The 19,367-nt window shown below is 63.9% G+C and carries 19 protein-coding genes; 5 read left to right on the forward strand and 14 right to left on the reverse strand.

Going from position 1 to position 19,367, the window contains the following annotated elements:
* Positions 1–57 precede the first annotated feature (57 nt).
* The 5 genes from EOA13_RS18140 to EOA13_RS18160 all read left to right on the forward strand — a co-directional run bounded on the left by EOA13_RS18140 (position 58) and on the right by EOA13_RS18160 (position 4,492).
* Positions 58–1,584 carry an acyl--CoA ligase gene (locus EOA13_RS18140; protein ID WP_127294631.1) on the forward strand — a complete coding sequence of 509 codons (1,527 nt, stop codon included), beginning with the start codon at positions 58–60 and terminating at the stop codon, positions 1,582–1,584.
* 2 nt (positions 1,585–1,586) lie between these two features.
* A complete protein-coding gene (locus tag EOA13_RS18145) occupies positions 1,587–2,567 on the forward strand; it encodes a 2-dehydropantoate 2-reductase (protein WP_127294633.1) in 981 nt (326 codons plus the stop codon).
* Between the two features lie 95 nt (positions 2,568–2,662).
* Complete coding sequence (locus EOA13_RS18150; RefSeq protein ID WP_127294635.1) at positions 2,663–3,046, forward strand: VOC family protein; 384 nt, start codon at positions 2,663–2,665, stop codon at positions 3,044–3,046.
* A 104-nt stretch (positions 3,047–3,150) separates the two neighbouring features.
* Positions 3,151–3,381: a hypothetical protein gene (locus tag EOA13_RS18155; RefSeq protein WP_127294637.1), complete on the forward strand. Its 231-nt coding sequence runs from the start codon at positions 3,151–3,153 to the stop codon at positions 3,379–3,381.
* Positions 3,382–3,505: 124 nt separating this feature from the next.
* Complete coding sequence (locus EOA13_RS18160; RefSeq protein WP_127294639.1) at positions 3,506–4,492, forward strand: methyltransferase; 987 nt, start codon at positions 3,506–3,508, stop codon at positions 4,490–4,492.
* Between the two features lies 1 nt (position 4,493).
* On the opposite strand, the gene EOA13_RS18165 is transcribed toward EOA13_RS18160, so the two are convergent.
* From EOA13_RS18165 to EOA13_RS18235, 14 genes are all read right to left on the reverse strand, one after another.
* On the reverse strand, positions 4,494–5,552 hold the full coding sequence (locus EOA13_RS18165) for an aminopeptidase (RefSeq protein ID WP_127294755.1): 1,059 nt from the start codon (positions 5,550–5,552) through the stop codon (positions 4,494–4,496).
* A gap of 173 nt (positions 5,553–5,725) precedes the next feature.
* Positions 5,726–6,697 carry a branched-chain amino acid ABC transporter permease gene (locus tag EOA13_RS18170; RefSeq protein ID WP_127294641.1) on the reverse strand — a complete coding sequence of 324 codons (972 nt, stop codon included), beginning with the start codon at positions 6,695–6,697 and terminating at the stop codon, positions 5,726–5,728.
* Position 6,698: 1 nt separating this feature from the next.
* A complete protein-coding gene (locus EOA13_RS18175) occupies positions 6,699–7,586 on the reverse strand; it encodes a branched-chain amino acid ABC transporter permease (protein WP_127294643.1) in 888 nt (295 codons plus the stop codon).
* Positions 7,587–7,593: 7 nt separating this feature from the next.
* Positions 7,594–8,304 (reverse strand): ABC transporter ATP-binding protein, encoded by a 711-nt coding sequence (locus EOA13_RS18180; protein WP_127294645.1) that lies wholly within the window; start codon positions 8,302–8,304, stop codon positions 7,594–7,596.
* Complete coding sequence (locus tag EOA13_RS18185; RefSeq protein WP_127294647.1) at positions 8,297–9,076, reverse strand: ABC transporter ATP-binding protein; 780 nt, start codon at positions 9,074–9,076, stop codon at positions 8,297–8,299. Before EOA13_RS18185 ends, EOA13_RS18180 begins: the two co-directional genes overlap by 8 nt.
* Before the next feature lie 12 nt (positions 9,077–9,088).
* A complete protein-coding gene (locus tag EOA13_RS18190; protein WP_127294649.1) occupies positions 9,089–10,297 on the reverse strand; it encodes an ABC transporter substrate-binding protein in 1,209 nt (402 codons plus the stop codon).
* Between the two features lie 207 nt (positions 10,298–10,504).
* On the reverse strand, positions 10,505–12,268 hold the full coding sequence (locus EOA13_RS18195; RefSeq protein ID WP_127294651.1) for an ABC transporter ATP-binding protein: 1,764 nt from the start codon (positions 12,266–12,268) through the stop codon (positions 10,505–10,507).
* A 208-nt stretch (positions 12,269–12,476) separates the two neighbouring features.
* Positions 12,477–13,421, reverse strand: coding sequence for an acetamidase/formamidase family protein (locus EOA13_RS18205; RefSeq protein ID WP_127294653.1), 945 nt, complete (start codon positions 13,419–13,421; stop codon positions 12,477–12,479).
* The gene (locus EOA13_RS18210) at positions 13,411–15,054 is read right to left on the reverse strand and encodes an ABC transporter substrate-binding protein (protein ID WP_127294655.1); all 1,644 of its coding nucleotides are present in this window, start codon (positions 15,052–15,054) and stop codon (positions 13,411–13,413) included. The genes EOA13_RS18205 and EOA13_RS18210 overlap by 11 nt, the downstream gene beginning before the upstream one ends.
* 34 nt (positions 15,055–15,088) lie before the next feature.
* Positions 15,089–16,009 carry an ABC transporter permease gene (locus tag EOA13_RS18215; RefSeq protein WP_127294657.1) on the reverse strand — a complete coding sequence of 307 codons (921 nt, stop codon included), beginning with the start codon at positions 16,007–16,009 and terminating at the stop codon, positions 15,089–15,091.
* A complete protein-coding gene (locus EOA13_RS18220; protein ID WP_128278528.1) occupies positions 16,006–16,872 on the reverse strand; it encodes an ABC transporter permease in 867 nt (288 codons plus the stop codon). Before EOA13_RS18220 ends, EOA13_RS18215 begins: the two co-directional genes overlap by 4 nt.
* A gap of 19 nt (positions 16,873–16,891) precedes the next feature.
* Positions 16,892–17,509, reverse strand: a complete 618-nt coding sequence (locus EOA13_RS18225; protein ID WP_127294659.1) for an ANTAR domain-containing protein — start codon at positions 17,507–17,509, stop codon at positions 16,892–16,894.
* Positions 17,506–18,600, reverse strand: coding sequence for a transporter substrate-binding protein (locus EOA13_RS18230; protein ID WP_127294661.1), 1,095 nt, complete (start codon positions 18,598–18,600; stop codon positions 17,506–17,508). Before EOA13_RS18230 ends, EOA13_RS18225 begins: the two co-directional genes overlap by 4 nt.
* Before the next feature lie 175 nt (positions 18,601–18,775).
* Positions 18,776–19,273 (reverse strand): hypothetical protein, encoded by a 498-nt coding sequence (locus EOA13_RS18235; protein ID WP_127294663.1) that lies wholly within the window; start codon positions 19,271–19,273, stop codon positions 18,776–18,778.
* Positions 19,274–19,367 lie beyond the last annotated feature (94 nt).

The following is a 19,367-nucleotide window of genomic DNA, read 5'->3' on the forward strand; positions in this document are numbered from 1 at the left end:
AGGCAAGCCCGTCAGAAGGGCTCCCGCAAATAGTCGTTCGAAATCCAGTCGGTGATCATGACCAATATTGCAAATCCCAAGGAGCTTTCCCGCCGTCTCGCCGCCGGCGTCGACGATGCGCCCGCCATTCTGGCACCCGACAGGGCGACGCTCAGCCATGGCGGATTGCGCAGCCTGATCGCCGACACCGCAAAACAGCTGCATGCGCGCGGCATTGGCCGGGGCGACAGGGTGGCAATCGTGCTGCCGAACGGGCCGGAGATGGCCACTGCCTTCGTCGCCGTAGCGGCCGCCGCTTCGACGGCACCGCTCAACCCCACCTACCGGGCCGACGAACTCAATTTCTACCTGACCGACATCGGCGCCAAGGCGATCCTTGTCGCGGAGGGCGAGACCGGCCCGGCGGTGACGGTGGCCGAGCGCCTCGGCATCGGCGTGTTGCGGCTTGTCGTGCAGCCGGACACACCGGCCGGCAGCTTCACGGTCGAGGGCGCGGCGATCGGACCGCCGGCATCACCCGACATGGCGCAAGACAGCGACATTGCGCTGCTGCTGCATACCTCGGGCACGACATCGCGTCCAAAACTGGTGCCGCTCAGCCACGCCAACATCGCGGCCTCATCAGCCCATATCGGCGGCACACTTGGCCTGACGGCCGATGACCGCTGCCTCAACATCATGCCGCTGTTCCACATTCACGGCCTGATCGCGGCGGTGCTGTCGTCGCTGGCATCGGGCGGCAGCATCTACTGCACGCCCGGCTTCAACGCGCTGCGCTTCTTCCAGTGGCTGAGCGACGCGCGGCCGACCTGGTACACGGCGGTGCCCACCATGCATCAGGCGATCCTGCCGCGCGCGGCACGCAACATCGAGGCGCTGGCGGCTGCGCGGCTGCGCTTCATCCGCTCGTCCTCGGCATCGCTGCCGGCGCAGGTGATGACTGAGCTGGAAGCGACCTTCGGCTGTCCGGTGATCGAATCCTACGGGATGACCGAGGCGGCGCACCAGATGGCGTCGAACCGGCTGCCGCCGGGCCAGCGCAAGCCGGGCAGCGTCGGTGCCTCCGCCGGTCCGGAAGTGGCTGTCATGGCGCCCGACGGGCGGCTGCTTAATGCCGGCGAGACCGGCGAGATCGTCATTCGCGGGCCCAATGTGACGGTTGGCTACGAGAAGAACCCGGATGCCAACGCCACCGCCTTCGCGCATGACTGGTTCCACACCGGCGACCAGGGCGTGCTCGACGAAGACGGCTATCTCAGGGTTACCGGACGGCTCAAGGAGATCATCAACCGCGGCGGCGAAAAGATCTCGCCGCTCGAGGTGGACGATGTGCTGATGGATCATCCGGCGGTCGCGCAGGTCGTCACCTTCGCCATGCCGCATGACAAGCTTGGCGAGGAGGTGGCGGCAGCGGTTGTGCTGCGTGAAGGCATCAGCGCCACCGAGGGTGACATCCGCACCTATGCCGCGACGCGGCTTGCCGACTTCAAGGTGCCGCGCAAGATCCTGATCCTGGACGAGATCCCCAAGGGCGCGACCGGCAAATTGCAGCGCATCGGCCTCGCCGCCAAGCTCGGGCTTTGACGATGAAGATCACCATCTTCGGCGCCGGTGCGATCGGCGGCTATCTCGCGGCCAAGCTCGCCATGACTGGGCGGACCGATCTTTCGATCGTCGCGCGCGGCGCCCATCTGGAAGCGATCAAGGCAGACGGCCTGCGCCTGATCGAGGATGGCCAGGAGATTTCGGTCCCCGTCCGGGCCGCCGCCAAAGCCGACGAGCTTGGCGCCCAGGATTACGTCGTGCTGGCGCTGAAGGCCCATTCGCTCTCCCCAGCCCTTGACCAGATCGCGCCGCTGCTCGGGGACCACACATCAGTCGTCACCATGCAGAACGGCGTGCCCTGGTGGTATTTCCACGGCGTCGGCGGTCCGCTCGAAGGCACCAAGCTGAACGCGGTCGATCCGGGCGGCGCGATCTGGCAGCGGATCGGACCGCAGCGCATCATCGGCTCGGTTGTCTATCCCGCGGTCGAGGTCGATGCGCCGGGCCTCATCCGCCATGTCGAGGGCAAGCGTTTCTCGCTCGGCGAACCCTCCGGCGAGCGCAGCGAACGGGTCACGCTTCTGGCCGAGGAGATGGTCAAGGCCGGCTTGCAAGCGCCGGTGCGCGAGGACATCCGCAGCGAAATCTGGGTAAAACTGTGGGGCAATCTCTCCTTCAACCCGATCTCGGCGCTGACCGGCAGCACGCTGGCCGCGATTGTCGCCGACGATGGCACCCGCGCGCTCGCCCGCACCATGATGCTGGAAGCGCAGGCGATCGGCGAAAGCCTCGGCGTGCGTTTTCCCATAGCGGTCGACCGGCGCATCAAGGGCGCCGGCGATGTCGGCGAACACAAGACCTCGATGCTGCAGGACCTGGAGCGCGGCCGGCCGATGGAAATCGACGCGCTGGTGAGCGCGGTGCAGGAACTTGGCCGGCTAACGGACAAGCCGACCCCGACCATCGATGCCGTGCTGGCGCTGGTGCGGCGGCTGGCGGTGGAACGCGGGTGTTATGGGTGAGGTGGAAGGACAGGGCAAATCGGAGCCGTGGCGCGCGACGATCCAGGCCTTGAAGCACCTTGGCCTCATATCCCAGCTTGACCAAGGTTAGCAGCATGCTGAACGCCATTCACCACGTCGCGCTCATCTGCACCGACTATGACCGGTCGCGACGGTTCTACGTCGAACTCCTCGGCCTCGATCTGATCCGGGAGGTTTATCGGGAGGAGCGGCAGTCATGGAAGGCAGATCTGCGGATCGGGTCGGCCCAACTGGAATTGTTCTCCTTCCCTGCACCGGCGATGCGGCCGTCCCACCCAGAGGCTACAGGCCTGAGACATCTGGCATTTGCTGTGGCTAATCTTGAGCCCGTAATTATCCGCCTGGAAGCCGCAGGCGTTGCCGTCGAGCCAATCCGGATCGACCCATACACAGACCAACGGTTTACCTTTTTCAGAGACCCGGATGGATTGCCGCTGGAACTCTACGAGACCCCATAAGGAACGCTTCGCTTTCACGACGGGCGCTGTGTACTGACGGTCTCGGTATCGGCGGACCGCGAATCTGTGCTAAGCGCCGCCCAACCAACCAAAGGACGAGACCAATGAGCGAACTGACCGTGGCCGAGGCGACCGAGAGCATCTATGCCTCGCTCCGGGCGGACAATGCCGACATCGACACACATATCGCGGCGCTTAAGGCGGCGCTGACGCGAGAGGGGATCAAACAGGCGGTGTTCGATCCGACCAAGCTGGCGCAGAACAACCGCTCGGGCCGCAAGTTGATGCAGGCTTATTTTCGGCAGCGCGGCGTGAGCGTGAAGTTCTCGGACTAGAGCCGCGCGCGGGCGATCTCAACCGCGTCGTTGGGAGTTCTCAGCCGGGACATGCGCCGCACGCAGGTTCCAATCGTATGGGAGCTGTTTCAAGGCCGATCCTGGATCGCGGAGGGGATGTGACATGGTGGATTCTGACCGGATCGACAAGCTGATCGCAGCGGTGCCCCCCGCCTTGGCGCTTCGCGCCGGATTGGACCTTGGCATCTTCACCCGGCTCAGTGAAAGCGCGGTGACTGCTGACAGTCTCGGGGCCACGCTCAAAGTCGAACCCGATCGTCTGTCACGGCTCCTCTACGCGCTCGCCAGCATCGGCCTCCTTGAAGTCGAGGACGGTCAATTTCGCAACGGAGCCGAAGCGTCGGCCTTCCTCGATGCGTCCAAGCCAACCTATCGCGGCGGCGATCATGCGCTGCTGCGCGAGCTCTGGGGAGCCGACCTTTTGACCGCTGAGTCGCTGCGGCAGAACCGGCCGGCTGCGCTGCACGACTTTTCCGAAGCGGGACCTGAGGCCGCGGCCGCCTTCAGCCGCATGCTCGCGCCGGGCGGGGTGATTTTCGGCCGACATCTGGCGCAGGAGATGGACCTCTCTGCGGTCGGTTCGGTGATCGACATCGGCGGAGGCGCCGGGACCATACTGGTCGGGCTTCGCGAGCGGTGGCCGCACATTGCGGCGACGCTGATGGAACTGCCGACGGTCGCAGCGGTCGCGCCAGCTATCCTGTCGGAATACGGTGCCGACGACGTGGTTGTCGAAGAGGGAGATATAACCGCCGCGCCATCGATAGGTCGGCACGATCTGGCGATCCTGAAGGCCGTCGTCCAGGTGCTTCCGCCGGACCAGGCGCGCAGTTCGATCCTGAACGCGGCGCGTTGCCTTACACATGGCGGCGAGATCGCAATTGCGGGGTGGGGTGTCGTCGATGACGACCGCCTCGGCCCGCCTGAGGGTGTCTTTCTCAATCTCACCTTTCTGAACCTCTATCGCCACGGCGAATCGTACACTGAAGGTCAGTATCGCGCGTGGATGACCGAGGCTGGATTCCGCGATATCTCCAGGTCGCGCCTGACGGACGGCTGCACGTTGTTTCGTGCGCGACTCTCGGGCTGACTCAATAACAGCGATCTGCCGCCGCAAGGGCTTCGACGCGGTGAGCTTCGTCCAGTGCGCCAATCCGCCGGACCGATGCATAGAACCTGACATAGTCGCCCGAACACAAGTCGAACAGGCGCAGAAACGCGGTCACCCGATCGCTATAGACGGAAGTCGCGGCGAGCTTTGCATTGTTGATCGGGGACGCGAACCAGGCATCGTATCCTCGGTATCGGCCCCAGCGCGTGTCGCGCATGTGTCGGTAGCGCATCCGCAGCCGTTCAATCGCGGCCGTCTTCGCGGCCAGTTTTTGCTCCGAGGTGCCGGAGTTGGAATAGACTTGCGCCAACTCGTCCCGGGTCCGCGACACCAGCGAAAGAAATTCAGCCTTGCGTCCCCGGGCGGCTTCGTAACGGCGCAATGCGGCGGTATCGCCAGTCGCGCGCAGCCATTTTTTCACGCCGGTTGTTTCGACGGCGACAGCGAACGCCTCGTTGAAAGCGGAATCGTCGTGCACATAGACGCGCTGGTGGGCCAGCTCATGGAACACCAGCGCTGCAAGATAGGTTTCATCCTGGCCGAACATCGTGCTGAGCAGCGGGTCGCTCGACCAGCCAAGCGTGGAATATGCCGTGATGCCCGTCACATAGACGTCCATGCCCTGTCCTTGAAGTTCGACAGCGGTTTCAGTCGCGGACTTCCTGGAGAAATACCCCCGGTAGGGAACACAGCCGAAAACAGGAAAACACCATGTTCGCGGCGTCAGCGAAAATGCCGGCGCGGCGAAGACAGCCCATGTCACCGAGTCCCGACCAATGTCGACATAGCTGCGGTAGCTGTTGTTGTCGGGCAGCGCCAGTTCATCCGTTGCGAACTGTCGTATAGCGCTCGCCGATGCCATTCGGGCGCGCAACGCCTTCGGCGTCGAAGGATCCTCGATCAGTTTTCCGACATCCTGGCGTGCGGTCATGATCTGCAGATGACCCTTCATGGATTGCGCGTAGTAGGAAATGCTGGTGCAGCCGGTCACGCCGGACACCACGGTCATAACCGCAACCAATCGAAAGAATGCGCGCATCACGATTTGTCCACAGCAGTGCTCACCCGTTCCGATGGGGTCGCGATTGCCCCAGGTCGCAAGCAGTCGCATCGATTGATCGAGGTCTATAGTTTTCTGAAGAATCCGGACAGGTGCTCATTGTGTGACGCATGTCACCACGCGCAAACCGCGTCCCACCAACCTGCAGCTGATCAGTCCTTTCCCGCCCGCCCGAAAAACCGCGCGTAAAATTCGCCGACGATGCCGCGCCGGAAGATCAGCACGCACACCATGAAGATCAGGCCGGTGGCGATGGTCACCGGAAAGCCGGAAGTGGCAAGCGTGTTTTCCAGGCCGATGACAAGGCTGGCGCCGATGATCGGCCCGACCATCGTACCGATGCCGCCGAGAAGCGTCATCAGGATCACCTCGCCCGACATCTGCCAGGTGACGTCGGTGAGCGTGGCGAACTGGAAGACGATGGCCTTGAGCGAGCCTGCCAGCCCGGCCAGTGCCGCCGACATGACGAAGGCGCCGAGCTTGTAGTTGGCGACGGAATAGCCCAGCGAAATGGCGCGGTTCTCGTTTTCCCGGATCGAGCGCAGGATCATGCCGAATGGCGAATTGACGATGCGCCAGATGGCGAAGACGCCGATCAGGAACACCGCCAGCACGAAATAATAAATGTTCAGCGAGACGTTCAGGTCGAGGACGCCTAGCAGCATGCCGCGCGGTATGCCCTGAATGCCGTCCTCGCCTTGCGTGAACGGCGCTTGCACGCAGAAGAAGAAGAACATCTGCGACAGCGCCAGCGTGATCATGGCGAAATAGATGCCTTGCCGGCGAATGGCGAAGAAGCCCATGACGAGGCCGAGCAGGGCCGCACCCGCCATGCCGAGCAGAATGCCGGCTTCCGGCGGCCAGCCCCAGACCTTGACGGCATGCGCGGTGAAGTAGGCGGCGCCGCCAAAGAAGGTTGCGTGGCCGAATGACAGCAGCCCGGTGTAACCAAGCAGAAGATTGAACGCGCAGGCAAACAGCGCGAAGCACAGCATCTTCATCAGGAAGATCGGATAGACCAGGAAAGGCGCCAGCAGCAGCGCCAGGATGCCGAGCCCGACCAGCGTCCATTCAAGCCGTGCCGAGGTTTTGGCCGATGTCTCGCGAAGCGTCAGTTCCGACATGTCAGGCGTCCCTTCCGAACAGGCCGGCCGGCCGGACCAGAAGCACAATCGCCATGATGACGAAGACCACGAGGTTGGAGGCCTCGGGGTAGAAGACCTTGGTCAGGCCTTCGGCGAGGCCAAGCATGTAGCCGGTGACGATGGCGCCAAGGATCGATCCCATGCCGCCGACCACGACGACGGCGAAGACGACGATGATGAGATCCGACCCCATAAGCGGGCTCACCTGATAGATCGGCGCTGCCAGAATCCCGGCAAGCCCGGCCAGCGCGGAGCCGAGGCCGTAGGTCAGGGTCAGCAGCAAGGGCACGTTGACGCCGAAAGCCTGGACGAGGCGGGGATTCTCCGTCGCGGCGCGCAGGTAGGAACCGAGCCTGGTCTTCTCGATCAGCGCCCAGGTGCCGAAGCAGACGATCAGCGAGGCGACGACGACCCAGCCGCGATAGTTGGGCAGGAACATGAAGCCGAGATTGGTGCCTCCCGAAAGCAGCGGCGGCACGGCGTAGGGGTTTCCCGAGACGCCGTAATAGTAGCGGAAGATGCCTTCGAGCACGAGCGCGAGGCCGAAGGTGAAGAGTAGCCCGTAGAGCGGGTCGAGGTCGTACAGCCGCGACAGCGCCAGGCGCTCGACCACGATGCCGAAGACACCGACGATCAGCGGTGCAAGGATCAGCGCCGGCCAGTAGCCGATGCCGAGATGGGTGAGCAGCAGATAACCGACGAAGGCGCCGAGCATATATTGGGCGCCATGGGCGAAATTGATGACTCGCAGCAGGCCGAATATGACGGCCAGGCCCAGGCTCAGCATGGCGTAGAACGAGCCGTTGATCAGGCCGACCAGCAACTGGCCGAGGAAAGCCTGAACGGGGATGCCGAAGATCATCGTCATGGCGCCATCATACACCCAGGACTTCGTGGAGCAGCGTCATGCGGTCCGGCAGTTCGCCGACCGGAAACCCCGCCACCAACTTGCCGTGCTCCATCAGATAGAAACGGTCGGCGACACGACTGGCGAAGCGGAAGTTCTGCTCGACCAGCAGGATCGTCATGCCGCGCTTTTTCAACGTCGCCAGCAACGCGCCGATGCGCTGCACGATGACGGGGGCCAAACCCTCCGTCGGCTCGTCGAGAAGCAGCATTTTTACGCCGGTTCTCAGCATGCGCGCGATCGCCAGCATCTGCTGTTCGCCGCCCGACAGCCTCGTGCCGGGACTGTTGCGCCGCTCCTTCAGATTGGGGAACAGATCGAATATCTCCTCGACGCTCATGCCGCCCTGCGCGACGACCGGCGGCAGAACCAGGTTCTCGTCGACGGTCAGCGTCGCGAAGATACCGCGCTCCTCCGGCACGAAGCCGATGCCTTGATGCGCGGTGCGGTGCAGCGGCAGCCGCATCAAATCCTGGCCGTCGAAGGCGATCCGGCCGGTCCGCTTGCGGATCAGCCCCATGATGGCGCGCAGCGTCGTCGTCTTGCCGACGCCGTTGCGGCCGAGCAGCGTGACCGTCTCGCCGGCAAACACCTCCAGATCGACGCCGTGCAACGCATGGCCCTCGCCATACCAGGCGTTGAGGCCGCTGACGGCAAGCAGAGGTGCGGCACTAGTCATCGGCGGTGCCCATATAAGCGATCTTGACGCGCTCGTCGCGGCTGACCGTGGCGTAGTCGCCGGCGGCCAGCACCTCGCCGCGCTGCATGACCGTTATCCAGTCGCAAAGGTCGGCCACGACGGTCAGATTGTGCTCGACCATCAGCACGGCGCGATCCTTGGCCACCGAACGGATGAGGCTGGAAACCGTGGCCACGTCCTCATGCCCCATGCCGGCCATCGGCTCGTCCAGCAGCAGCACTTTCGGGTCGAGCGCCAGGGTCGTGGCGATCTCGAGCACGCGTTTCCTGCCATAGGAAAGGTCGCCGGCGAGCCTGTTCCTGGCGTCGTCGAGACCGACCGAGCGCAGCAGTTCCTCGGCGCGCGGCGTCAGCCGGTCGAGCGCCGCGAGCGAGCGCCAGAATTGAACGGCAAGACCACCAGGCCGCTGCAGGGCGATGCGCACATTGTCGAGCACGCTGAGGTGCGGAAAAATCGCCGATATCTGGAACGAGCGCACCAGACCCATCCGCGCAACCCTGGCCGGCGAGGTGCGGGTGATGTCGTGGCCGAGCAGCTCGATCCTGCCGCTGGTCGGCGCCAGGAACTTGGTGAGCAGGTTGAAGACGGTCGTCTTGCCGGCGCCGTTGGGTCCGATCAGAGCATGGATGTTGCCACGGCGAACATCCAGATCGACGTTTTTCACGGCGATGAAGCCGGCAAAGTCACGCCGCAACCCGCGGGCGGAAAGCACCACAGGCGGCTCGTTCGCGCTCAGGTCAGTCGGCGCCATCGGCCGCGCCGATCACTGGCCGGCCGTCGGACAGCCGCTTTCCTTTTCGCTCAGGAAGGCCTCGTTGCCAGGAATGGTGGCGAGATATTTGTAGTAGTCCCACTCCTTGGTGCTCTCGGCCGGCGACTTGACCTGATAGAGGTACATGTCGTGGACCATGTTGCCGTCCGCCTGCACTTTGCCGTTGGTTATCGCGGCGTCGTCCACGGGCATCGAATGCAGTTGCTTGGCGACGGCTTCGGTCTCGTCCGTGCCGGCCTTGTCGATCGCTTTCAGGTATTGCGTCACCGCCGAATAGGTCGAGGCCTGGATCATGTTCGGCATGCGGTTGGTGCGCTTGAAAAAGCGCTGCCCGAATTCGCGGCTCTTATCGTCGCGATCCCAGTAATAGCCTTCGGTCAGTACGACGCCCTGCGCCGCCTGAAGGCCAAGCCCATGCACCTCGGCCAGCGTGAACAGGAGCGCCGCCAGACGCTGGCCGCCCTGCACGATGCCGAATTCGGCCGCCTGCTTGATCGAGTTGGAGGTATCGAGGCCGGCATTGGCCAGGCCGATGACCTTGGCGCCCGACGATTGCGCCTGCAGCAGGAAGGACGAATAATCGGTCGACCCCAGGGGGTAACGCACCTCGCCCAGCACCTTGCCGCCATGGCCCTCGACGAACTTGGTGGTCTGTTCCTTCAGCGAATAGCCGAATGCATAGTCGACGGTGACGAAGAACCAGCTGTCGCCGCCCTGCTGCACGAGAGAGCCGCCGGTTCCCACCGCCTGCGAGTGGGTGTCATAGGCCCAGTGGAAGCCGTAGGGCGAGCACTGTTTGCCGGTCAGCTCCGTGGTCGCCGCACCGGTGACGATATCGATCTTCTTCTTTTCCTTGGAAATCCCCTGGACGGCGAGTGCCACCGAAGAGGTGGTCAGTTCCATGATGGCATCGACCTGCTCGGTGTCGTACCACTGCCGGGCGATGTTGGAGGCGATATCCGGCTTGTTCTGGTGGTCGGCGCTGATGATTTCTATCGGCGCTCCCTGCACCTTGCCGCCAAAATCCTCGACCGCCATCTTGGCCGCCTCGACCGACCACTTGCCGCCGAAATCGGCGTAGACGCCCGATTGGTCATTGAGGATGCCGATCTTGACCTTGCCGTCGGAAATTTCAGCGGCCGAGGCGGGGATCGCGGATGCGGCGAGAAGTGCCGCGGAAACGAAAAGGCTTACCTTCATGGTTGACTTCCTCCCATTACGATGAATCCGGCCGCCCCCTACGGTCGATCATCGGCAATGGTATTGAACATGAGGAAGAAGCGGACATAGGGCAAGAGGCCGTCCCGGATTTCGTGATCGAAGCGATGCGCTTTGGCGGCGGAACGCCACCTTGAGCCCTGGATGGAAACACAAACACGTGAGCCGCGACCTGTGGCAGTCCTTACCTCAGCCCTCGGCGGCGACGAGGTGGCCGTTGCCGACATCCCTTAGCGCCAGTTTCAATGGCGCCTCGCCGATCCTGCGGGTGGCGCTCGGGATCTCCTGATCGAGGCGGGCGAAGCGGCTTCTTCGCTGCGCGGGATCGGGCACCGGCACGGCTTCGATCAGCCGTCTGGTGTAGGGATGGCGCGGGTTGGAAAAGACCTGGTCGCGCGTGCCCATCTCGACGATCTGGCCGAGATACATGACGGCGACGCGGTCGGAGATGTTCTCGACCACGGCCATGTCGTGCGAGATGAAGAGATAGGCGACGCCGAATTCGCGCTGCAATTCCTTCAGCAGGTCGAGCACGCGCGCCTGCACCGAGACGTCAAGCGCCGAGACGCTTTCATCGGCGATGATCAATTTCGGCCGCAGGGCCAATGCCCGTGCGATACAGACGCGCTGGCGCTGGCCGCCGGAGAATTCATGCGGGTAAAGCTCCATCTGATCGGCCGACAGGCCGACGCGCTCGAACAGTGCCGCCACACGCTCGCTGCGCTCTTCCTTCGAAGCGATGCCGTGGATGACCAGCGGCTCGGCGACGAGGTCGCCGACGCGCATGCGTGGGTCGAGCGAAGCATAAGGATCCTGGAAGATCATCTGCACGTCGCGGCGCACCGCCTTGCGCTCGTCGCGGCCAAGGCCTGACAGGTTGCGCCCGCCAATGGCGATGTCGCCGCTGTACGGCACCAGTCCGGCCAGCGCCTTGGCGGTGGTCGACTTGCCGCAGCCGGATTCGCCGACCAGCGCCAGCGTCTCGTTGGGCGCTATCGAAAAGCTGACGCCTTCGACGGCGTGAACGCGGCGGGTGACCCGGCCGAAGAAGCCGCCATGCAGGTCGAAGCGGACATGCAGATCGGTGACTTCGGCGACATTGGCCGGCGCCACCGCCTCGGCATCCCTGGATACCTGGCGGCCGACACCGCTGCCGATGCGCGGCACGGCAGCGAGCAGTTCGCGCGTGTAGTCGGCTTGCGGCCTGGCAAAAATGTCAGCGGTTCTCCCCTCTTCGACCATGCGGCCATGCCGCATGATGATGACGCGGTCGGCCATTTCGGCGACCACGCCCATGTCGTGGGTGATCAGGATGACGCTGGTGCCATGCTGTCGCTGCAGGTCGCGCAGCAGCTCCAGCACCTCGCCTTGCACGGTGACGTCGAGTGCCGTCGTCGGCTCGTCGGCGATCAGCACGTCCGGCTCGAGCGCCAGCGCCATGGCGATCATCACCCGCTGGCGCATGCCGCCGGACAGTTCGTGCGGAAACTGCTTCAGCCGGCTTTCGGCTTCCGAAATGCGCACCGCCTTCAGTGCCTCGATGGCGCGTTGGCGGGCTTCGCCCTGCGACAGGCTGGTATGCGCTTCGATGGATTCGGTCAGTTGCCGGCCGATCGACAGCACCGGGTTGAGCGAGGTCATCGGCTCCTGGAAGATCATGGCTATGCGGTTGCCGCGAATGCGGCGCATCCGGCGCTCGTCGAGCGTTGTGAGCTCGGTATCGCCGAGACGGATCGAGCCCGACGATATTCGCGCCGCGGGCTGCGGCAACAATTGCATGATCGCCAGCGCCGTCATCGATTTGCCGGAGCCGGATTCACCGGCAATGCAGAGCGTCTCGCCACGCGCCAAAGTCAGCGACAGGTCGGAGACGACCTCGCGCTCGCCATCCTCGCCGCGCACGCTGACGCAGAGGTTGGCGATGTCGAGGATGGGTTTGGGAGTTGAGGTCATCGCAAAAGCAGAGTTCTGAGGGGTTTGTTCCGGCACGCCCCCCTCTGTCCTGCCGGACATCTCCCCCTCAAGGGGGGAGATTGGATTTCACTCTGGCTTTCGCCACTCACCAACGTTTCAAGAAAAGCGGAACGGCGAAGCTGCCAATCTCCCCCCTTGAGGGGGAGATGTCCGGCAGGACAGAGGGGGGTGCGGCGCTGACCCAACCTCATTCAAACACGCAGCGCGGGAAGTAGAACGACACCACCCAGTTTGGCATGTCGACGATCTCGCTGATCCTGAGATCACCGCACACAGAGGCCAGCATATAGGCTTCGACCGGATCGATCTTGTAACGGCCGGCAAGCAGGTCGACCATCTGCGCAACCGCTTCCCTGGCGCCGGTCATCAGGTCCGGACCGATGCCGGTCGTCACCTCATAGCCCTTGGCGTCGAGATGGCGCGTCACCGGGCCTGGCGTGGTGAAGCGCGGCGTCTTCAGCCTGGCATCCTTGACCAGGTCGAGCTTGAGCACGACGTCCATCGGACTTTCGATCGCCGTGCCGCAGACCTCGCCGTCGCCTTGCGCGGCATGGGTGTCGCCGACCGAAAACAGTGCGCCCGCCACTTCCACCGGCAGGTACAGCGTGGTGCCGGCCGCTAGATCGCGAATGTCGAGATTGCCGCCAACGCGCCTCGGCGGGACCACCGAGTGGTGGCCCTTTTCCGCCAGCGCGTTGCCGATGGTGCCGGCGAAGGGTTTCAGCGGCACACGCGCATTTTTGCCGAACAGCGCCGGCTCGAGCGAGGCAGCGTCGTATTTCCAGATGTTCAGCGCCGGCTCCTTGAAGTCGTCGGCGAGCAGCCCGAAACCGGGAATGTTGGCCGTCCAGCCGAAGCCGGACGGTTTGAACATCTCGATCGTCACCTTCAGCGCGTCACCTGGCTCGGCGCCCTCGACGAAGATCGGCCCGGTCACCGGATTGACGGTGGCGAAGTCGAGCCTGGCGACGTCGACGACCGTGCTGTCGGCCTGCAACTGGCCGCCGGAGGAATCGAGGCACTGGAACTCGATGGTCGAGCCGGGCGCCACCCGCTCGGCCGGGGCAAACGAATTGTCCCAGCCGAAATGATGTTGGCGCCCGTGGATGGTGTAGTCGCAGTTATTGCACATCTTTTACGTACACATTGTCATAGTTGATCGGGATATGGACCGGGTCGACATAGAGGTTGTCGGCGCCGCCCATGCGCGCCGATTTCATGGTGAAGCGCTGCTCGTTGAAGACCGGCGCCCAGGGCGCGTCTTCCATCACCTTGTCGTAGATGGCGCTCCACATCTTGTCGCGCTCGCCGGCCTTGGCCGGGTCGACGACCGAGTCGGCCTCGGCTGCCTTGGCATCGAGATCCTTGTTGCAATACCACGACCAGTTCCAGCCGCCCGGCACCGCACCGGCGCAACCGAGGATCGGGCCGTAGAAGTTCGACGGATCGGGGAAGTCGGCGATCCAGGCCATGCCGCCCGACCAGATCATCGGTGCGCCGGCCTTGTCGCCGCCGGCTGCAATCACATTGGCTTGCGCCAGCGACTGGATGCTGGCCTTGATGCCGATCGCCGCCAGATCCTGCTGAATCGCCTGGGCAATGCGCGGGTTGGGGTCTGTGTTCATGGCGAACAGTTGCGTGTCGAAACCATCGGGATGGCCGGCCTCGGCAAGCAGCGCCTTGGCCTTGGCGACGTCATAAGGGTAGCCTTTGTATTCCTTGTCGTAGCCCGGCATCGACGGCGGCAGCGGCTGATTGGCCGGCACGGCGCGGCCGTTGATGATCTGGATAATGCGCGCCTTGTTGAGCGCCATGTTGACCGCCTGGCGCACCTTCACATTGTCGAACGGGGCCATGGTGGTGTTCATGGTGACATAGCCGGTGTGCAACTGGCCGCCTTCGACGACGCGCGCCTTCTGCTCCGGATCGGCCATCACCTCCTGGAATTTTGCCGGCGGAATGCCGTCGCCGGGCACGTCGATCTCGCCTTTCTGCAGGCGCAGCAGCGCAACGATCGGCTCCTGGCCGATCTCGAAGGTGATCTTGTCCAGATGCGGCAGGCCCTTGTGCCAATAGTCCGCATTGCGCTCGAAGACGATGCGCTGGCCGAGCGTCCACTCGGCGAGCTTGAAGGCGCCGGTGCCGACCGGATGCTTGCCGAAATCGGCGCCGTATTTCTCGACCTCTTCCTTCGGCACGACATGGGCGAAGTTGATGGCCATGACATGCAGGAAGGTGGCGTCGGGCCGGGTCAGCTCGAACTTTACCGTGTAGGGGTCGACAACGGTGACGCCGGAGAGGCTCTCGGCCTTGCCGGCGGCGACATCGTCATAGCCCTTGATCGAGCCGAAAAAGCCGGCGCCGGGGCTCTGGGTCTTCGGATTGGTGACGCGGTCGAGCGAATATTTTACATCGTCAGCCGTCATCTCGCGACCATTGTGGAATTTCACGCCATGGCGCAGCTTGAAGGTGAAGGTCTTGCCGTCGGGCGAGATCTCGTAGCTTTCGGCGAGGTCGGGTTTCAAATTGGTGGTGCCCGGCTCGTAGTCCATCAGCCCGTCGAACAGGCTCTTGATCATCGACCAGTTCTGCCAGTCATAACCGATCGCCGGATCGAGCGTGGCGACATCGTCCTTGTAGGTGATGGTGATGGCGCCGCCCTGCTTGGCGTTCGGATCGACGGCGTCTTCGGCGCGAACACTTGTCATGCCGAGCATCAGCGCCAGCGCCGATGCCGCTACCGTGGATGCGAGAAACTTTTTCATTTTTATGTTCCCTTTCTCTGTCTGGTTTTCATTTTCATCTGAGCTTGATGCGGGGGTCGATGAAGGGCGCGATGACGTCGGCCAAGAGATTGCCGAGCACGATGGCGAAGGCCGAGACCAGCGTGACACCCATGATGATCGGAATGTCGACCCGCTGGATGGCCTGCCACGCGAGCTGGCCAATGCCGGGCCAGCCGAACACGCTTTCGACGACGACGATGCCACCCATGAAGATGCCGATGTCGATGCCGATCATGGCGATGACCGGCAGGATGGCGTTGGGCAGCGCATGGCGGAAGAGGATGGCGCGGCGCGCCAGGCCTTTGGCGCGGGCGGTGCGGACATAATCCTGGCGCAGCACGTCGATCATCGACGAGCGCATCATGCGGGCGTACCAGCCGGCGCCGAGGATGCCCATGGTCAGCGATGGCAGCACCAGATGGCGCCAGGTGCCGTAGCCGCCGATCGGGAACCAGCTGAGCCGCACGGCAAAGACATAGAGCAGCAAGAGGCCAACGACGAATTGCGGCGCCGAGACGCCGACGAAGGAGGCGACCATCAATGTCTGGTCAGTGGCGGTGCCGCGCTTGACGGCGGCGATCAGGCCCATGCTGAGGCCGAGCAACAGCTCGCACAAGATGGCGCCGACCATCAGCAACAGGCTTGCCGGCAGCCGCGAGACGATCAGCTCGGTGACCTCGGAGCGCTGGATGTAAGAGCGGCCGAGATCGCCCCTGACGAGCTTCGTGAGATAGCGCCAGTACTGGACGACGAAGGGCTGGTCGAGGCCGAGCTGCTGGCGGATGTTTTCGACCGTCTGCGGCGTGGCGCTGCGACCGGCGATCTGGCGCACCGGATCGGCGGGCAGGAGATAGAGTAGCGCGAAGGTGATCAGCGAGACGCCGAGCAGGATCAGCAGCGACTGGATGAGGCGGCGGCCGAGATAGGCGATCATGCCCGGCCCCTTTGCGTCGGATCGAGGATGTCGCGAAGCGCATCGCCGATCAGGTTGAAGGCGAGCGCCAGCGCCAGGATCGCGGCACCGGGGAAGAACACCAGCCAGGGTGCGGCCTGGAAATAGGTCTGGTTCTCGAAGATGATGTTACCCCAGGACGCCGTCGGCGGCTGCACGCCGATGCCGAGGAAGGAGAGTGTCGCCTCGAGCAGCACCGTGGTCGAGATGCCGAGCGTGCCCCAGACGATGATGGTCGGCAGCAGATGCGGCAGGATGTGGCGAAACAGGATGCGCGGTGCGCTCGCCCCAATGGTGCGTTCGGCGTCGATGAATTCGCGCTCGGCCAGCGAAGAAGTTTCGGTGTAGATGACGCGGGCGGTCTGCACCCAGTTGACCAGCGCGATGACCATGGCGACGATCCACAGGCTCGGCTCGAACACGGCCGCGAGGCAAATGGCGAGCAGCAGTGCCGGGAAGGCCATCATCAGGTCGGTGAAGCGCATCAGCGCGCTGCCTATCCAGCCACGGAAATAACCGGCGACAACACCGACCAGCGTGCCGATGAACAACGCCACGCCGTTGGCGACGATGCCGATGATCAGCGAGGTGCGGGCGCCGTAGAGGATGCGGGTCAACAGGTCACGGCCGAGCAGGTCGGTGCCAAGCCAGAATTTTGCATCCGGCGGCAAGGGCGAGCCCTCGATGGTCAGGCCGTCGAACATCTGTTCGTTGGGGTCGTAGCCGGTCAGCCATGGCGCCAGAACGGCGCCGGCAACGACGATTGCGACGATCACCAGCCCAAGCAGTGCCAGACGGCGCCTGACCAGCCGGCGCCAGACGCCGGCGCGCGGTTTGACCGGCATGCGCCCTGGCGCGGTGAGATCAGGCGCGATGGGACTGGTCATCGCCGCCTTCTTCCCTCGTTACTTCTTCACTTGTCATTGCCACGATCCGCCGCGCGGCATCCTCGACGCTGATCTGCCAGCTCATCGCCAGCGAGCGTAGCTGCGCATAGGCGCGGCCGTCGTCGGTGCCTTTCGACAGTGCGGCCACCGCGCGCACGATGGTCTGGCGCTCGGCGACGCGCTGGCGAAGCGAGGCAATCTCGCTAGCCAAGTGCTTGCGCGCCTCGAAACTTTGCCTTGCGATCAGCAGTGCGCTGTAGACGCCGGCATTGCCGACCGGCTTCAGCAGCTGGGCGTCGGCCTTGTGCGACAGCGCCCATTCGATGCGGCCCGGCGCCTCGGAACCGATCAGCGCCACCAGCGGCATCGGCGCCTCGCCCGGCTTCCAGGGGAACTGCTCGTCGAAACCGAGATCGGCGTCGAAGAACACGAAATCGGCCGCCAGCGCCTCGGGCGGCAGTTCCGGCCAGCAATCCAGCGTGATCAGGCCGATGGCCGACAATTGCCTAGTGATCGCCTGCACTGTCGGATGCGGGCGATGCAGGATAAACGCCTTGGCGCCGCCGAGATTGGGGATGCGCGGGGCTCTCGTCACGACACCACCCTCAGGCGTGGGCGGCCGAATGTTTTTGCCGGGTCGTAGCGCGACAGATAGGGATCCGGCGCGACTTCGTCCTCGCGGCTGACGACCTCGAAGAAGCCATCCGCGATGCGCCCGATGATCACCGGCAGCGTCGCGTGCTGGGAATGGGCGTCGATGGCTATCGGCCCGAGCCGGGTGGAAAAGCGGCGTTCTGCGAAGGTTTTTGAGAATTCCGCCGGACCGGCTTCGGGATTGCTGGAGAGCACGTCGGCCATCACTTGCACCGAGGCATAGGCGGAGGCCTCGAAAGACGAGGCGAAGGCGGCCGGCCGCGGCGCGAAGTACGGCCCGACCGACAGATGTCCCTTGCCGGATTCACCGATCGCCGGCAGCTCACCTTCGGTGAGGTTGCAGGAGATGATGGGGCAAGTCTCGGGACTGAAGGCGGCATCCTCGTGACCCAGGTCGCGATAGGCCGCGAGGAAGGCGTAGGACGAGGTGCCGATCAGGTTGTTGAGGATGAAGTTCGGCCGCGTAGCCCGGATCTCAGCGATCAGGCGCGATACGTCGGTCTCGCCAATGCGCAGATAGCGCTCGCCCAGCACCTTGCCGCCGGCATCGGCGATCAGGTCGCGGGCGACGCGGTTCATCTCCCAGCCCCAGATATAGTTCGAGCCGAGCAGGAAGCCATTGGCGCCGAAACGCGGCACGACATGCGCCATCAACGGCACCAGATGCTGGTTGGGGCAGGCGTGCATGTAGACGACGTGCTCGTTGGCCTCGAAGCCTTCATAGGGGCAAGCGTACCAGAGCATGCCGCCCGCCTTCTCGAGCACCGGAATGGTTTCCTTGCGGCTCCACGAGGTGACGCAGCCGACGACATGGCGCGCGCTGCTGGTCCTGAAAATATCCTCGCACAGCGTTGCGTAGCGGTCCGCATTGCTTTGCGGATCGCGCTCGACCGGCACCAGTTCGATGCCTGAGCTGCGATCGGCGTTGATGTCGGCGATGGCGCGCATGGCGCCGATGCGGCACGCATCGGAGACGAGCTGATAGCTCCCCGAGCGGGAATACAGGATGCCGATCTCGATACGCCGTTTCAAACAGATCCCCAAAATGACAATGCCTCGCAGCCAGCGCCGGAGGGCGAGGCATACGAGGCATTCTTGCCGCCCGGCGATCAGAGCCGGTATTTTGCGCTAGCGTATTCTGTCCGGCGGGTCAGTCAAGCCCTCAACGATATTTGCGTGACCGTCATCGCCGTTTCGCTGCCGCCGGCTATCTGGCCGATCTGGCCGCCGGCCTCTGACCGTGTTGACGCGCATAGGTCACGCAGGCGTCCACCGTGCTGACACAAAGCGCGTCGCGCCTGTTCGGCAGATTGTTGTCGCCGGCATAGGCAACTTCGGCGACGCGGCCGTCGATCATGCGAATTTGCGTGTCGCAATAGCCGCCGGGAGCGACATTGACGGAGCCACCGACCGCCGGGATCGCGCCTACCGCTAGAGTCGGAACCACAATGCTGAGATTGCCGCGCTGGACGATGCGCTTGTAGGTCCATATCTGGCCCGATCGGCCGGCGTCGGCGGTGGCGGTCGGAAACCCGGCGCACATTCGAACATCGGCTTCGCTGAGACCGACCATCTCCTTGCGGGCGGCCGCCGCCGTTGGATCAACCTTGGCGATACGCGACGTATCGTCGGGAACGACGCAGGAAGACTGGATGCCAACGAAGAGAACAGGAAGGGCAAGCTTTTGAATGCAGGAAAATATCATGCCGACCGTCAGATTGGTCCGATGTCAGATTTGCGTGGCACCCGCCGCTCCTTTCTACCTAGGCAGGCAGGCGAAGGGATCAACCCGTTCAGCT

Origin of the sequence: Mesorhizobium sp. M7A.F.Ca.US.011.01.1.1, from assembly GCF_003998295.1 — a bacterium.
Lineage (GTDB): Bacteria > Pseudomonadota > Alphaproteobacteria > Rhizobiales > Rhizobiaceae > Mesorhizobium.

Coding starts and splice junctions, on each gene's coding strand:
- EOA13_RS18185 (WP_127294647.1), bottom strand. CDS start 9,076: ATGGCGCCGACTGACCTGAGCGCGAACGAGCCGCCTGTGGTGCTTTCC.
- EOA13_RS18210 (WP_127294655.1), bottom strand. CDS start 15,054: ATGAAAAAGTTTCTCGCATCCACGGTAGCGGCATCGGCGCTGGCGCTG.
- EOA13_RS18215 (WP_127294657.1), bottom strand. CDS start 16,009: ATGATCGCCTATCTCGGCCGCCGCCTCATCCAGTCGCTGCTGATCCTG.
- EOA13_RS18160 (WP_127294639.1), top strand. CDS start 3,506: ATGGTGGATTCTGACCGGATCGACAAGCTGATCGCAGCGGTGCCCCCC.
- EOA13_RS18145 (WP_127294633.1), top strand. CDS start 1,587: ATGAAGATCACCATCTTCGGCGCCGGTGCGATCGGCGGCTATCTCGCG.
- EOA13_RS18170 (WP_127294641.1), bottom strand. CDS start 6,697: ATGTCGGAACTGACGCTTCGCGAGACATCGGCCAAAACCTCGGCACGG.
- EOA13_RS18155 (WP_127294637.1), top strand. CDS start 3,151: ATGAGCGAACTGACCGTGGCCGAGGCGACCGAGAGCATCTATGCCTCG.
- EOA13_RS18220 (WP_128278528.1), bottom strand. CDS start 16,872: ATGCCGGTCAAACCGCGCGCCGGCGTCTGGCGCCGGCTGGTCAGGCGC.
- EOA13_RS18195 (WP_127294651.1), bottom strand. CDS start 12,268: ATGACCTCAACTCCCAAACCCATCCTCGACATCGCCAACCTCTGCGTC.
- EOA13_RS18140 (WP_127294631.1), top strand. CDS start 58: ATGACCAATATTGCAAATCCCAAGGAGCTTTCCCGCCGTCTCGCCGCC.
- EOA13_RS18165 (WP_127294755.1), bottom strand. CDS start 5,552: ATGCGCGCATTCTTTCGATTGGTTGCGGTTATGACCGTGGTGTCCGGC.
- EOA13_RS18190 (WP_127294649.1), bottom strand. CDS start 10,297: ATGAAGGTAAGCCTTTTCGTTTCCGCGGCACTTCTCGCCGCATCCGCG.
- EOA13_RS18180 (WP_127294645.1), bottom strand. CDS start 8,304: ATGACTAGTGCCGCACCTCTGCTTGCCGTCAGCGGCCTCAACGCCTGG.
- EOA13_RS18205 (WP_127294653.1), bottom strand. CDS start 13,421: ATGTGCAATAACTGCGACTACACCATCCACGGGCGCCAACATCATTTC.
- EOA13_RS18175 (WP_127294643.1), bottom strand. CDS start 7,586: ATGACGATGATCTTCGGCATCCCCGTTCAGGCTTTCCTCGGCCAGTTG.
- EOA13_RS18150 (WP_127294635.1), top strand. CDS start 2,663: ATGCTGAACGCCATTCACCACGTCGCGCTCATCTGCACCGACTATGAC.
- EOA13_RS18235 (WP_127294663.1), bottom strand. CDS start 19,273: ATGATATTTTCCTGCATTCAAAAGCTTGCCCTTCCTGTTCTCTTCGTT.